Raw genomic sequence first — 13,000 nt, forward strand, 5'->3', positions numbered from 1 at the left:
TCTAGACCGTCAGGGAGACCCCGGCCGCGCCCAGATCGCGGCCGGCGCTCTCAATCGCCCGAACGGCCTCGGTTGCAGCCTGCTCCGCTTGGTCGGCGTGCTGGCGCAGGGCGGGGTCGGTCTCGGCCTGGTGCTGCGCCCGCTTCGCCATGCTCTTGATCTGGCTCGCCAGATTGCGGGCGTCGGACAGGAAGTCGCGATCCTCCTGCTGCGCCGCCCCGCGTCGTGACTGCTCAGCGACGCGCGCTTGGGCTTCCGCCGCCATGCGCCGATACGGATTGTCTTCAGACTTGGTGGTTTCGGGATTTTTCTCGCCCTCGCCCTCACCCTTGGGCGCCGCAGCATCCTCATTCGCGGGCGGGGCGGGAGGCTCCGCCGCGATGGGCGTCTCCGTCGACGCGGTCTCGGTCGCGCCCACGCTGGGGTCCGCCCCCGCCGCCGGCGCCGCATTGGAGGCCGCCGAAGAACCGACGTCGGCGCCGCCGATCTCCGCCGACGCGCCGCCCGATCCGCCGTACATTTTGACCGCGGACTTCAGTTCCTTCGCCAACTGGGCCAGCAGTTTGGGATCGGCCGAGCCGCTCATCTGCAACATGCGGATGCGGGCCTTGATCTGTTCGATCTTCTGCTTGGCGGCTGCCTTGCGCTGTTCCTGGCCGTCCTTAGCGGCGGCGGTGTTGCGCTGTTTCAACGTTTCCACAGCGGAGCGCGCATCGCGCAGCCTGGCCTCGGCGCGCTCCTGCGCCTGTTTTTCGCGCTGGACCCGGCCCTCGGCCAGGACGCTGGTCATGGATGTCGCGCTGGACACGTTCATGACCGAGAATCTCGTCTGCAACGCTTAACGCTCCATGAACACCACAGCTCGGTCAGGAAGCAGACAGTAAAATCGGGGGTTGCGACGACAGGCGTGGTCATCTAGCTCTGAAGCATGATCCTGTTCGCTCTCCTGGCCGCCCTGACAACCGCCCAGGCCACGGCTTCAGCGCCGCCCGTGGTTTGGGAAACTCCGCCCCGCATTGAAATGCCCGCCAAGGCGCTGGAGACGGGCGTGAAATCCGGCGTCGTGGTTCTCCGGTGCGACTTCACGGCCAATGGTATCCCCACGAGTTGCCTGATCGTGTCCGAGACGCCGGTCGGCCAGGGTTTCGGCCGCGAAGCCCTGCGCGGGGTCAGGACTGGCCGGGCTCAATCCGGTCAGGCAGGGATGCGCGAAATCACCCTGACGTTCGAGACACGCTGAACCGAAGGTCACGCCTGTAATTCGCCGTCGTCTTGCGGCATAAGCCCGCGATGAAGTTCCTCGACCAGGCCAAGATATATATCCGCTCCGGCAACGGCGGCGCGGGCTCCGTGTCGTTTCGACGCGAGAAATTCATTCCCAACGGCGGCCCCGACGGCGGCGACGGCGGCAAGGGCGGCGACGTCTGGATCGAGTCGGTCGAGGGGCTGAACACCCTGATCGACTATCGCTACCAGCAGCATTTCAAGGCCCAGACCGGCCACCACGGCCAGGGCCGCCAGATGCACGGCGGCAAGGGCGAGGACGTGCATCTGAAGGTGCCGGTCGGCACCCAGGTGCTGGACGAGGACAAGGAGACCGTGCTCCTCGACATGGACAAGCCCGGCAAGATCGAGCTGCTGCTGAAGGGCGGCAACGGCGGGTGGGGCAATGTGCGTTTCAAGGGACCGACCAACCAGGCGCCGACCTACGCCAACCCCGGCCAGGACGGGCAGGAACGCTGGATCTGGCTGCGGCTGAAGCTGATCGCCGACATCGGCCTGGCAGGCCTGCCCAACGCGGGCAAGTCCACCTTCCTCTCGGCCGCCAGCGCCGCCAAGCCCAAGATCGCCGACTATCCCTTCACCACCCTGGCGCCCAATCTGGGCATGGTGGACCTGTCGCCGTCCGAACGGTTCGTCATCGCCGACATCCCCGGCCTGATCGAGGGCGCCAGCGAGGGCGCGGGCCTGGGCACGCGCTTCCTGGGCCATGTCGAGCGCTCGGCCAGCCTGATCCACCTGATCGACGGCACCCAGGACGATGTGGCCGGGGCTTACCGGATCATCCGGGGCGAGCTGGAAGCCTATGGCGAAGGTCTGGCCGAAAAGGCCGAGATCCTGGCCCTGAACAAGATCGACGCCCTGACGCCCGAGGCGCGCGAGGAGAAGGCGGCCGAGCTGGAGGCCGTCGCCGGTCGTCGGCCCATGCTGGTCTCCGGCGTGTCGGGCGAAGGCGTGGCGGCCCTGCTGCGCGCCGCCTGGGCCGAGGTGAAGAAGACCCGGGGCGCCCTGGCCGGCGACAGCGACGTCGACCAGACCTCGGGCTGGCAGCCTTAGGGGGCCTCCGGTGAGCGGGTGTGGCGTGCGAGCGTCACTTGGGTGACTTCGCCGGAAAACCCGTTGTGCAAATGAGCGGACAACGGTTTTCGATGCTATGCGTTAAGCCGTGCCAACGGTGAAGCTGGAGCACTCCTCCCCCATGCGTCGATTCCTCATATGGTCCGCCCTGGCCGCCTTGATCGGCCTGATCCTGGCGGGGGTCGGCTATTGGGCCTACTGGAACTTCTATTCGCGGTTCCAGCCGGTCGCGATCAGCCGTAACCAGGCCCAGATCCAGCAACTGCTCGACGAGGCCTCGTGGGTGTCGGGCGGCGGCGGGGGCGAACCCCTCTATATCGTCGGCTATCGCGACAGCGCGTCGGCCCAGCGGTATGAGCAGGAGGAAGTCGCCAAGCTGCAGGCCGCAGGGGTCGAGCCGCGCGTCATCCTGTTCGCCCGCGCCGACCGCGAGGGTCTAGCCCAGTCCACCGCCGCCGAACGAGCCACGATCGCGGAACTGTGGCTGACCCGCGACTGGTCCCTGTACCAACGCTGGACGGCGACGCCCGCGCGGAACTGGACCGCCGCCGGCATCCCCCAGGCGGACGGCAATCTGGCCCGCTCGGCCGTGGTGGACGCCAGCCGCCAGTTTGACGAACGCCTGACCGCCCTGCTCAGCGACGCCGGGGTGCACATCACCTATCCGTTGATCCTGTGGCGTGACCGCGACGGCTTCCTGAAGGCCTGCGGTTGCGCCGACAGTCGGTCCTGGGCCTTCATCCGCGACGACCTGAACGCGCCCGACCGCGTGGGTCAGGCGACGCCGGTCGACGACCTCCCGGCGGCGGAAGCCTATCCGGGCGACGGAAGTCCGGCCGAAGCGGGCCAGACCCCGGCCATGCCCTATCCGGCCCTGCCTGCGATCCCGCCTGCGAACGGCCAGACGCCCGGCGGACAGTCGCCGAACACGCCGCCCCGCACCGCGACGCCGCGCCAAACGCCGCCGGCGACGACGCCGCGCGCCGCGCCCCAGCCCAAGAAACAGGACGACACAACCTTCTTCTGACAGACGGCGGCGGCTATTTCCGCCCTTGCGTACAGCCTTGCATTGATCGGGCGAAGTGATAGCGAGGCGATATGGCTGATGATCTTTCCCACTCGGTCGTCGCGCATCGCGACGCCGCCTTGCCTCGTTACGATTGGACCCTGAAGGAGGTCGAGGCGCTGTTCGCCCGCCCCTTCATGGAACTGGTCTACGAGGCGGCCACGGTCCATCGCCGCTGGTTCGACCCCAATCAGGTCCAGAAGTCGCAGCTGCTGTCGATCAAGACCGGCGGCTGTGCCGAGAATTGCGGCTACTGCTCTCAGTCGGCCAGTTTCCAGACCGGCCTAAAGGCCGAGAAGCTGATGGAGCCGAGCGCCGTCATCGCTGAGGCCATGGCGGCCAAGGCCGGCGGGGCCAGCCGCTTCTGCATGGGTGCGGCCTGGAGGGAGCTGAAGGACCGCGACACGCCGAAGTTGGCGAGCATGATCGCCGGCGTGAAAGCCCTAGGCCTGGAGACCTGCGCCACTCTGGGCATGCTCACGGCCGACCAGGCGCGTCAGCTGAAAGAGGCCGGCCTCGATTACTACAACCACAACCTGGATACCGGCCCGGACTATTACGCCGAGGTCGTCACCACTCGCAGCTATCGCGACCGGCTGGAGACACTGGCGCATGCTCGGGAGGCGGGGATGAATACCTGCTGCGGCGGGATCGTCGGCATGGGCGAGGCGCGGCGGGACCGGGCCGGTTTGCTGCACGCACTGGCCACCCTGCCCGCCCACCCCGACAGCCTGCCGGTCAACGCCCTGGTTCCTGTCACGGGGACGCCTCTGGGGGAGCGGGTGCTGAAACTGGGTGAGATCGATCCGATCGAATTCGTCCGCACCGTCGCCGTTGCACGTCTGGTCTGCCCGCGGGCCATGGTCCGGCTATCGGCAGGGCGCGAGACCATGAGCCCGGAGATGCAGGCCCTGTGTTTCCTGGCCGGCGCCAACTCGATCTTCGTCGGCGGCAAGCTGCTGACCACCCCCAACCCGGAACAGGACGAAGACGCCCGCCTGTTCGCCCTGCTGGATCTGCAACCCATGGCCTGACCCGGTCGGGTTTCAGATCGTCCGGCAGGCCGCGATCAGCCGATCCACGTCGGCGGCGTCCTGATACAGGCCGAAGCCGAACCGGATCACGTCGTCGCGCACGTCCGTCACCACCCCGGCGGCCAGCAGGTTCGCCCGCCAGGCCTGGGCGTCGTCGTGGCGCAGGGCCAGGAAACGGGCGCGGGGCGCATCGCCCTGGACAGGATTGAGGATCTCCGCCGCGCTGATTACGCCGGCCTCTCCGGCCTGAAGCGCCGCCTGGAATTGCATCGCCAGCGCCCGACTGTGGTCCGCCACGTCCGCCGTGGTCAGCCCGGCGTCGCTCAGCATCCGGCGTGCGGCGTTGAAACGGTACAGGGCCGAACTGTCGAAGGTCGCGCCCCAGAACCGGCCGCCGTCCGAGCGGTACTGGACCCCGCCCGGCGGACCGGACAGATCCCCGAACTCGGCGAACCAGCCCGTGACCACCGGCCGGGGCGCGAACCCGTCGGGGGCGTGCAGGAAACAGGCCCCCTCGCCCGCCATGGCGTATTTATAGCCGCCGCCGACGTAGAAGACCCGGTCCGCCACGGCGGACAGATCCGTCGGGGTCGCCATGAAGCCATGGTAGCCGTCAATCAGGACCCAGGGACCCTCGGGCCGGGTCAGACCGGCCAGATCCTCGATTCCGTCGAAGAGGCCGCCGGTGCGGAAGAAGACCTGGCTGACAAGGATCCAGTCATACTCACCGGATCGGGCCGCCGCGACGAACCGTTCGGCGAAGGTGTCGAAGGGCGCCAGGGGCACGCGGGTGACCACGGCTTGACCCGCCTCTTCCCAGCGCTCGGCCTGACGCCGGAACGAGTGGAACTCGCCGTCCGTGGACAGGATGCGGACCGGCTGGGTTTCGAAGGCGGAAAAGACCCGCAGCAGCAGGTCGTGGGTGTTGGACGAAAAGATCACGCTGTCGGGCGAGGCCAGCTTCAGTTCAGCCGCCACCTCGGCCTGGGCCTGGGGGATGACCTCGTCGAAGATCAGGTCCCACTTGCGGTCAGCGTGCAGATTGGCGTCCAGCCAGGCCTGTTGCTGGGCGTCGAAACTGACATCAGGCCAAAGGTGATGGCTGTGGGCGGCGAAATGCAGACGCTCAGGCGCGAGGGCCAGGGCGCGGGAAAAGAGGGGCTTGAACGACATGGGCGCACCATGACCGCTTCGGCCCCGCCCGTCGATATCAGCGGCCCTTGCGCAAGCCCAACATGCCCAGCCACCCGCCGCTGGTCAGCAGGGCCACGTCCAGCAGGGCCAGGGGCAGGGGGGTGGATACGGGCGCAGCGATGAACCTGGCCTTCCAGTCCGGCGCGAACTTGGCCTTGTAGCTGCGCAGCCCCTGGAAGCCGTACAGGGCCCCGCCCTCTTCGAACACCAGGGCGCCGACGCGGGCGAAGACGGGGGCGACCCTACGGTCCTCCAGCCCGGCCAGGGGCGCCATGCCCAGGTCGAATGTGGCGATCCCCTCGGCCTTGGCCCACTGGACGCAGCGGATGAACAGATAGTCCATCACCCCATGCGGTGCGTCCGGCGTATAGCGCATCAGGTCCACCGCCGCCTCGCCCGGCGTGACCAGCAGATTGGCGAAGGCCACGATCCGCTCACCCTGGCGCACCACGGCCAACGGCGTCAGATTCAGATAGTCGATGTCGAACCGGCCCAGGGAGAAGGACTTCTCCGCCCCGTTGTGCAGGCTCATCCAGGCGTCCGAAATCGCCTTCAGCTCGGGCTCCAGCGCCCTGGCGGCGCCGGCGGGCAGGATGTCGAAACTGGCCCCCTCGCGTTCGGCCCGGTTCACGGCCGTGCGCAGGTTCTGCTTGCTCTTGCCCTCCAGGGCGAAGGCCTCGGTGCGGATCACCGCCGTCTCGCCGACCTTGCGCATGGCCAGGCCCATGGTCGCCAGTTCGCTGAGGATGTCGTCCCCGACCGAATAGAAGACCGCCGCACCGCCGTAGCTGTCGGCCAGTTCGGTGAAGGCCCACAACAGCTCCTGGCGTTCCGCTAGCGCCCCTGCCGGTTCGCCCATGGCGATCCAGCGCCGTCCCCGCACCCGATAGGCCAGGAAGCTGCGACCCGAGGGGCTGAACAACAGGGCCTTGTCGCCCAGCATGGCCAGCCAGGCCTCGGGCGTGGCCTCTTCCGCCGTCTCCAGGGCGATGCGGGCGCGTTCGATCTGGTCCTTCGAGGCCGGCCCGTGACTGTCCGCGCCCGGCGAGCTGAGCAGGGACCGCCCCGCCACCAGCAGGGTCAGCAGGGACAGGACAAGCCCCGCCCGCAGGAAGCCGGAAGCCTGGCGATCGACCAGGAACCGCCACCACAGCTCGTCGGAATAGGCCACGTCGCGATAGGCGAAGAAGCCCAACCACAGCATCGAGCCCACCACCGCGATCAGCAGCAGCAGCCAGCCCGGCCGCAGGGGCTCGCTGAGACGCGAGCGACGGTTGAAGGCCGTGCGGCACGGCGCCAGCAGGGCGGCGACGAGCGCCAGGTCGAAGGACTCTTCCCAGTCCAGCCCCTTCAGAACCGAAAACACCGCCCCGACGGCCAGAACCGCCAGGGCCGCCCAATAGGCGCCGCGCCGCCGTCGCCACAGACCGGCCGACAGCAGGATCAGCATGAAGCCGGCGATGCTGGCCACGAAATGGGACAGGTCGATCAGGATCGGCGACACGACGCCGGTGAGTTGCCGCAATCGGTCGTCGAACTCGGGCGTCACCGCCGAAATGAGCATCAGCGCCCCGGCGCAGAAGGCCACCACGGCGAAAACCTGAGGGGTCAGCTCATAGGCGAGCCCCAACAGCCTGCGCAGCAGGCCGGGGACATAGGCGTTCCGGCGATTCACGCGGCCTCCTGCCGATTCGACGCAATGCCTCACCTTAGACCAGGAATCGTCCAACCGGGGCAGGTTCAGGGTCATTTTGGGGCCGATGAAACAATCCGAAACATGGTGGGTTTGATGATTGCGGGCGCCGGGCCCGTGCAACCGGATGTTCTCCCATGAACTTCAAGACCGCCATTCTGAGCAGCGCCGCCGCCGCCTTCCTGATCGCCTCGCCCGCCCTGGCGCAGGAAATCGCTCCCGCGGCCCCCGCAACCCAAGACGCCCCCGCTCAGCCCAGCCTGTCGCTGACGCCCGGCACTTCGGTGCACGGTCCCGACGGCGAACTGGGCAAGCTGGAAGGCGTTCAGAACAACGCCTCGGGCGCCCAGGAACTGACAGTTCGCGGCGCCGACGGCCAGCTTCGCCCCGTGCCGCTGAACGGCATCCGCCAGGATGGCGCCAATGTGGTGGTGGCCTATACCAAGACCGAGTACGACGCCGCCGCCCCGATCCCTGGCGCGCCGCCGGCTCCGTCCGCTGCAACGGCGCCCGCCCCCGCTGCCGATCCTTCGGCCATGCCCGCCGAGCCTGCCGATCCGATGACGGCCGAACCGGCCCCGACTGGGCCGACCCCCACGGAACCCACCACGACCGAGCCTGCCGATCCGTCGGGCAGCAGCGACCCGATGGCCCCGCCGACCAGCGACCAGCCCCAGCGCTGATCCATGACCGCCGGGGCTCGAGCCTGAGCCACAGACGTCGAGAAGGCGGCCGGGACATCCCGGCCGCCTTTTCCATTGTCACCTGACAGGAAGGACCGTTCCATGATGCGTTTCGCAACCCTCGCGGCCCTGGCGGCCGCAGCCGTCCTGGCCCAAACCGAGTGGGCCCAAACCGCGTGGGCCCAAACCGCGTGGGCCCAAACCGCGTCGGCTCAAACTGCGTCGCCTCAGGCCGATGGTCAGGACAAAGCGCCGCCCTCGCGCCTTGCCGATACGCCTTCCGAAGCCCCTGCCCGCTCGGAAGACGCCCCCGCCGAGGTCGCCGTCGGCGCAACGGCGCGGGGATCGAGCGGAGAGGCCCTGGGCCAGGTCGTGGGCGTCAGTCGAGGGTCGGGCGGCCGTGTCGACGGCTATCTGATCCGTCTGCCCGACGGATCGACCCGCTTGCTGCCCGCCGACGCCGCCACGGTGCAGGGCGGCGTCCTGATCGCCGCGCAGGGCGACTTCCGACCCGCCCCGGTGGCGCAATAAGCCGGTCGAAACATACAAAAAGGGCGGCTCTCGCGAGCCGCCCTTTCGTTCATTCTCAGTCCAGAGGGACGATCAAGCGCGACGCTTGACCAGACCCAGAAGGAACAGAAGGATGATGGCGCCGATGGTGGCGACGATGGTCGAACCGATCCAGCCGCCCCAGGCGAAGCCCAGCGCATTGGCGACGAAGCCGCCGATCAGGGCGCCGATGACGCCGACGATCAGATTGGTGATCAGGCCGTGGTTGCGGCCCATGATCTGTTCCGCGAGCCAGCCCGCAACGATGCCGATGATGATCCAGGCGATAATGCCCATGGTGTAGGTTCCTTCCTGTGAAGCCAAGCTGGGGAGTAAATGCACGCGGCCGGATTGGGTTGCGATCACGACATGCAGAGTTCGATGAGCCGCGAAACTCGCCCCTGACGCGACCTGCGGCACGCGGATTGCGGCGTGACGAGCGAACCGTCCCGTGTCGGGACAGGTCTTCAGATAAGGCATTGAGGGTCATGGCCACCGACATCGATCTCCACCTGGGCCGCCGCCTGCGTCGCCGCCGCCGCCTGCTGGGCCTGACCCAGCAGCAGTTGGCCGTTCAGGTCGGCATCCGCTTCCAGCAGATCCAGAAATACGAATGCGGCGCCAACCGCATCTCGGCCGCCCGTCTGTGGCAACTGGCCGAGGCGCTGGAGACGCCGGTCAGCTATTTCTACGACGGCGTGACCGAGGCGCTGGAGCGCAAGGACGCGGCGCCGGGAACGTCCGCCGGAGGGGGCGAGATGTTCTCGCGCAAGGAGACGCTGGACCTGATCCAGGCCTACTACCAGTTGGGCGAACGCCCGCGCCGACGCCTGCTGGACCTGGCCAAGTCCCTGCACGACGTCAACGACGCGGTCGCCTGAACGAATAGGGCGCAGGCGTTGCGGCCGGGGTTCTCTGGACGGGGCGATCCGCGCTAAGAGCGCCCATGATCGAATTCGAATCCTTCGCGGTGGAGCTTGCGCACGAGGCCGCGCGCGTCACCCTGCCCTTCTTCCGCTCGGGCATCGGGCATGAGGACAAGGGCGGAGCGGCGGGCTTCGACCCTGTCACCGAGGGGGACAAACAGGCCGAGGCCGCGATCCGCCGCCTGATCGCCGCCCGCTATCCCGACCACGGCGTGATCGGCGAGGAATACGGCGAGGACCGGCCGGACGCCGAGCATGTCTGGGTTCTGGACCCCATCGACGGGACGCGGGCCTTCATCTCGGGCCTGCCGCTGTGGACCACCCTGATCGCCCTGCGCGTCGCCGATAGGCCGACTGTGGGCCTGATCGCCCAGCCCTATCTGGACGAGATCTTCATCGGCGGCCCGTCCGGCGCCCGCCTGTTGCGCGGCGCGACCGAGCGGCCCCTGGCCGTGCGGGCCTGCGAACACCTGACCGACGCCGTCATCTCGACCACCGACCCCGACATCTTCAACGGCGCCGAATTGGGCGCCTGGACCCAGGTGCGCGCCGCCGCCCGCCTGGCCCGCCTGGGCTGCGACGCCTATGCCTACGCCATGGTGGCGGCGGGCCAGATGGACCTGGTGGCCGAGACCAGCCTGAAGTCCTGGGACTGGTCCGCCCTGGTGCCGGTGATCGAGGCCGCCGGCGGCCAGGTCGTCAACTGGCGCGGCGCCGCCCCGGACAACACCGGCCAGATCCTCGCCGTCGGCGACTCCCGCCTGATCGACCAGGCGCTGGTGACGCTGAAGCGCGCGGCCATCTAGATCACGCCGGTCGGCCGCAAACCGGATTGACCTGTCTTCGTAAGACGCCTCTTGTCACCGCCTAGCGAGGTCGGCGATGCCTGGACTGTCTAGCTTGGTCGTCGGCGTCGACGTCCCCTGGGTCACCAGTTGGAGCGGCGAGGACATCCTCGGCGCCGCGCCCTGCGAAACCATCGGCCGGCGCCTGGCCCTGATCCAGGCCAGCGCCCCTGGCCGGGGCAAGCCGCAGTATTCCAAAAATCACCTTGTCCGCCAGCGACTCTCCGTCGCGCGAATGCTCTGTCCCATGTGCGGCGAGACGACCGATCAAAGCGATCGATGGACCCAGGTGGCGACGCGGCGATGCGCCGGCCAGCTTCGGGCGCGCGGCGGCCAGGTGCGGGCGGACATCGGCGACGACCAAGTCTTGATCGACGCCGGCTCTATATCGCCGCTGCATCGGCGATGCGTCGATCGCTCGATGAAATACTGCCCGCATCTCCGATCCAGCGACGATGTGATGGTGATGCGTTTCCCGCGCGACTGGCTGGTCTTGCCCTTGCTGGTCAAGTCTGACGCCGGCCCGGGCGTGGCGGTGGCCTTCCTGCAGCTCTGCGGGATCACGCAGACCATCGACCGACGCTGGCGCACCCTGGCCACCTGAGGCGGGAGAAGCGTCCCTAAGCCACCGTCTCTCCGGTGACGTCCTCGGTGCGGGCGGCAGGGTCGGCGACAGGGGACAGGTCCGGGATCGGCGAGACGTAGTCGGCCATGGCGTCGAACTCGTCCAGGAAGACGGCGCGCTTGTCGTCGGCTTCCATGATCACCTCGTGCAGGGCGCCGGGGACCTCGACATAGCGGCCGCGGCCCAGGCGTTTGGCGGCCCAGCGGTTGGTCTGTTTCCACACCACGTCGTCATTGTCGGCCTGGACGATGGCGACCGGTATCTTGACCGCTTTCAGGGCCTTGGGCTTCAGCGCCCGCTCGCCGGCGTCCAGGGCGAAGGCCAGCCAGCCGTAGGTGGGGCCGCCGATGGCCAGGTGGGGGCAGGCGTACAGCTGCTGGCGCCACATCTCGTAGCGGGCCTCGTCCGAAGTCAGGGCGTCCTCGGCGAAGGTGTGGTCGAACGGATCGTCCGGGTCGCCCAGGATATAGTCGCCCGCATGGCCGTGGCGGATGTTCCAGCGGACCGCCAGCTTGACCGACCACATCGACCGTTTGCCGGTCTTGATGCGCAGCATGGGGCTGGACAGGACCGCGCCCGAGAACCGGCTCTCGCCGGCTTCCAGCGACAACAGGTTCAGGCAGGCGCCCATCGAATGGCCGACCATGATCCAGGGCTTGGGGCACTGGGCCTCGAAGGCGTCCAGCAGCCGGCCGTAGTCGTCCAGAAACTCTTCCACCGCACGGGCGTGGCCCTTCAGGCGGTCGGGCAAGAGCCGCGCCGACAAACCCTGGCCGCGCCAGTCGTGAGCCAGGACGCACCAGCCGCGCGCCAGGAAATTGCCGATGACCTCGAAATATTTCTCGATCGGTTCGGTGCGGCCGGGGCTGAGCACCACCGTGCCGCGCGGCTTTTCGGCGGTCAGATGCGACGGCGTCCACAGGGCGGCGCGCAGCCGCATGCCGCCGGCCCCACGGTACCAGTCGCCCTTGCCGCCCGGCGGCGAGGACGCGCCCGGAACCCCCATCAGGGGTGCGTTGGCGGCGAAGGCTTGAGCGCGGTTCACTCGGGTTTCCTGAATTTCAAGGTCATGCGGTCGCTCTCGCCGATCTCCTCGTATTTGGATCGGTCGAAGGCGGGGTCGGCGGGGTCGCCGCGGGGGGCGGTCAGGCGGGTCGGCGGCAGGGTGTCGACGCCGAACGGATGGTCCTTGGTGTCTTTCTCGTTGGCGTTGACCTCGGAGGCGGCGACGAAGACGAAGCCCGCCTCTGCAGCCAGCTGTCGGACGAAGGCCTCCTGGACATAGCCGTTGGCGGCCACCGGATCCTGGTCCTCTTCCGGGGCCAGACGGTGCTGCTCGACGCCCAGGACGCCGCCGGGCTTCAGGGCGGCGAAGGCGTCGGAGAAGGCCTTTTCGGCGATCCCGGCCGCCATCCAGCCGTGCAGGGTGCGCATGAACAGGCACAGGTCGGCCGTGCCCGCCGGAGCCACCGGGCCGGAGGCGGCGCCGAAGGTGGTGAACTGGGGCTCGCCATACAGTTTCTTGTCGGCGCTGAACCGGGTCTGGAAGGCGGCGTTCAGGGCGGCTTGGGCCGGATCGGCGGTCGGCCCCTCCGGGAACAGGGCGGCGATATAGGTCCCCTGGCCCCGCGTCAGATAGGGGGCCAGGATTTCGGTGTACCAGCCGCTGCCGGGCCAGAATTCGACCACCGTCATGCGCGGTTGCAGCCCGAAGAAGCGCAGGGTCTCCATCGGATGGCGGAAGGCGTCGCGGGGCCGGTCCTGGGCGCGCCACGGCCCGGCGACGGCCCATTCCAGCGATCCTTCGGGCGGACCGGCGGGGGCGGGCGGCGCCTCGGGGGCCTCCTCCTTCTTGGGGCCGCAGCCGGCCACGGCGATCAGGGCCAGAGCCGCGGCGCCGGACAACAGGAACCGGCGCGACGGGTCGCTGGAAATCGCAGAAAGAGCAGCCATCAAAACACCCCCTCGGAACGCCGGGCCCCGTGTCCGGCAAACCTTGGTCGAACGGGCATAAGCAGGTTCGTGGC

General features: G+C 68.6%; 15 protein-coding genes. 9 read left to right on the forward strand and 6 right to left on the reverse strand.

Annotated elements, in window-relative coordinates; translation table 11 throughout:
• Window position 1: 1 nt before the first annotated feature.
• Window positions 2–835, reverse strand: coding sequence for a hypothetical protein (locus tag GGR11_RS09435; RefSeq protein WP_183196512.1), 834 nt, complete (start codon window positions 833–835; stop codon window positions 2–4).
• A 93-nt stretch (window positions 836–928) separates the two neighbouring features.
• Between GGR11_RS09435 and GGR11_RS09440 the strand changes: the two genes are divergently transcribed.
• The 4 genes from GGR11_RS09440 to bioB all read left to right on the forward strand — a co-directional run bounded on the left by GGR11_RS09440 (window position 929) and on the right by bioB (window position 4,458).
• Window positions 929–1,240, forward strand: a complete 312-nt coding sequence (locus GGR11_RS09440) for a hypothetical protein (RefSeq protein ID WP_183196513.1) — start codon at window positions 929–931, stop codon at window positions 1,238–1,240.
• 50 nt (window positions 1,241–1,290) lie between these two features.
• Window positions 1,291–2,337, forward strand: a complete 1,047-nt coding sequence (gene obgE / locus GGR11_RS09445) for a GTPase ObgE (protein WP_183196514.1) — start codon at window positions 1,291–1,293, stop codon at window positions 2,335–2,337.
• 142 nt (window positions 2,338–2,479) lie between these two features.
• Window positions 2,480–3,385: a hypothetical protein gene (locus GGR11_RS09450; RefSeq protein WP_183196515.1), complete on the forward strand. Its 906-nt coding sequence runs from the start codon at window positions 2,480–2,482 to the stop codon at window positions 3,383–3,385.
• Between the two features lie 71 nt (window positions 3,386–3,456).
• Window positions 3,457–4,458: a biotin synthase BioB gene (gene bioB, locus GGR11_RS09455; protein ID WP_183196516.1), complete on the forward strand. Its 1,002-nt coding sequence runs from the start codon at window positions 3,457–3,459 to the stop codon at window positions 4,456–4,458.
• Between the two features lie 12 nt (window positions 4,459–4,470).
• Here the strand turns inward: bioB and GGR11_RS09460 are convergent, their stop codons facing one another.
• On the reverse strand, window positions 4,471–5,631 hold the full coding sequence (locus GGR11_RS09460; RefSeq protein ID WP_183196517.1) for a kynureninase/PvdN C-terminal domain-containing protein: 1,161 nt from the start codon (window positions 5,629–5,631) through the stop codon (window positions 4,471–4,473).
• Between the two features lie 37 nt (window positions 5,632–5,668).
• Window positions 5,669–7,327 (reverse strand): GNAT family N-acetyltransferase, encoded by a 1,659-nt coding sequence (locus GGR11_RS09465; RefSeq protein ID WP_183196518.1) that lies wholly within the window; start codon window positions 7,325–7,327, stop codon window positions 5,669–5,671.
• Between the two features lie 155 nt (window positions 7,328–7,482).
• On the opposite strand from GGR11_RS09465, the gene GGR11_RS09470 reads away from it, so the two are divergent.
• On the forward strand, window positions 7,483–8,028 hold the full coding sequence (locus GGR11_RS09470; protein ID WP_183196519.1) for a hypothetical protein: 546 nt from the start codon (window positions 7,483–7,485) through the stop codon (window positions 8,026–8,028).
• 102 nt (window positions 8,029–8,130) lie between these two features.
• Window positions 8,131–8,559, forward strand: coding sequence for a hypothetical protein (locus GGR11_RS09475; RefSeq protein ID WP_183196520.1), 429 nt, complete (start codon window positions 8,131–8,133; stop codon window positions 8,557–8,559).
• A 72-nt stretch (window positions 8,560–8,631) separates the two neighbouring features.
• Here GGR11_RS09475 and GGR11_RS09480 read toward each other — a convergent pair whose 3' ends face one another.
• On the reverse strand, window positions 8,632–8,874 hold the full coding sequence (locus tag GGR11_RS09480) for a GlsB/YeaQ/YmgE family stress response membrane protein (RefSeq protein ID WP_008258823.1): 243 nt from the start codon (window positions 8,872–8,874) through the stop codon (window positions 8,632–8,634).
• A 191-nt stretch (window positions 8,875–9,065) separates the two neighbouring features.
• On the opposite strand from GGR11_RS09480, the gene GGR11_RS09485 reads away from it, so the two are divergent.
• The 3 genes from GGR11_RS09485 to GGR11_RS09495 all read left to right on the forward strand — a co-directional run bounded on the left by GGR11_RS09485 (window position 9,066) and on the right by GGR11_RS09495 (window position 10,952).
• The gene (locus tag GGR11_RS09485) at window positions 9,066–9,458 is read left to right on the forward strand and encodes a helix-turn-helix transcriptional regulator (RefSeq protein WP_035309925.1); all 393 of its coding nucleotides are present in this window, start codon (window positions 9,066–9,068) and stop codon (window positions 9,456–9,458) included.
• Between the two features lie 65 nt (window positions 9,459–9,523).
• Window positions 9,524–10,309, forward strand: coding sequence for a histidinol-phosphatase (gene hisN, locus GGR11_RS09490; protein WP_183196521.1), 786 nt, complete (start codon window positions 9,524–9,526; stop codon window positions 10,307–10,309).
• Between the two features lie 76 nt (window positions 10,310–10,385).
• The gene (locus tag GGR11_RS09495) at window positions 10,386–10,952 is read left to right on the forward strand and encodes a hypothetical protein (RefSeq protein ID WP_183196522.1); all 567 of its coding nucleotides are present in this window, start codon (window positions 10,386–10,388) and stop codon (window positions 10,950–10,952) included.
• A gap of 16 nt (window positions 10,953–10,968) precedes the next feature.
• Here the strand turns inward: GGR11_RS09495 and GGR11_RS09500 are convergent, their stop codons facing one another.
• On the reverse strand, window positions 10,969–12,018 hold the full coding sequence (locus tag GGR11_RS09500) for an alpha/beta fold hydrolase (protein ID WP_183196523.1): 1,050 nt from the start codon (window positions 12,016–12,018) through the stop codon (window positions 10,969–10,971).
• Window positions 12,015–12,926, reverse strand: coding sequence for a class I SAM-dependent methyltransferase (locus GGR11_RS09505; RefSeq protein WP_008261396.1), 912 nt, complete (start codon window positions 12,924–12,926; stop codon window positions 12,015–12,017). Before GGR11_RS09505 ends, GGR11_RS09500 begins: the two co-directional genes overlap by 4 nt.
• Between the last annotated feature and the right edge of the window lie 74 nt (window positions 12,927–13,000).

This window comes from Brevundimonas mediterranea, assembly GCF_014196125.1.
GTDB lineage: Bacteria > Pseudomonadota > Alphaproteobacteria > Caulobacterales > Caulobacteraceae > Brevundimonas > Brevundimonas mediterranea.

Excerpts from the sequence above, each read along its gene's own strand:
- GGR11_RS09440 (WP_183196513.1), top strand. The coding sequence starts at position 929 with ATGATCCTGTTCGCTCTCCTGGCCGCCCTGACAACCGCCCAGGCCACG.
- obgE (WP_183196514.1), top strand. The coding sequence starts at position 1,291 with ATGAAGTTCCTCGACCAGGCCAAGATATATATCCGCTCCGGCAACGGC.
- GGR11_RS09450 (WP_183196515.1), top strand. The coding sequence starts at position 2,480 with ATGCGTCGATTCCTCATATGGTCCGCCCTGGCCGCCTTGATCGGCCTG.
- bioB (WP_183196516.1), top strand. The coding sequence starts at position 3,457 with ATGGCTGATGATCTTTCCCACTCGGTCGTCGCGCATCGCGACGCCGCC.
- GGR11_RS09460 (WP_183196517.1), bottom strand. The coding sequence starts at position 5,631 with ATGTCGTTCAAGCCCCTCTTTTCCCGCGCCCTGGCCCTCGCGCCTGAG.
- GGR11_RS09470 (WP_183196519.1), top strand. The coding sequence starts at position 7,483 with ATGAACTTCAAGACCGCCATTCTGAGCAGCGCCGCCGCCGCCTTCCTG.
- GGR11_RS09475 (WP_183196520.1), top strand. The coding sequence starts at position 8,131 with ATGATGCGTTTCGCAACCCTCGCGGCCCTGGCGGCCGCAGCCGTCCTG.
- GGR11_RS09480 (WP_008258823.1), bottom strand. The coding sequence starts at position 8,874 with ATGGGCATTATCGCCTGGATCATCATCGGCATCGTTGCGGGCTGGCTC.
- GGR11_RS09485 (WP_035309925.1), top strand. The coding sequence starts at position 9,066 with ATGGCCACCGACATCGATCTCCACCTGGGCCGCCGCCTGCGTCGCCGC.
- hisN (WP_183196521.1), top strand. The coding sequence starts at position 9,524 with ATGATCGAATTCGAATCCTTCGCGGTGGAGCTTGCGCACGAGGCCGCG.
- GGR11_RS09495 (WP_183196522.1), top strand. The coding sequence starts at position 10,386 with ATGCCTGGACTGTCTAGCTTGGTCGTCGGCGTCGACGTCCCCTGGGTC.
- GGR11_RS09505 (WP_008261396.1), bottom strand. The coding sequence starts at position 12,926 with ATGGCTGCTCTTTCTGCGATTTCCAGCGACCCGTCGCGCCGGTTCCTG.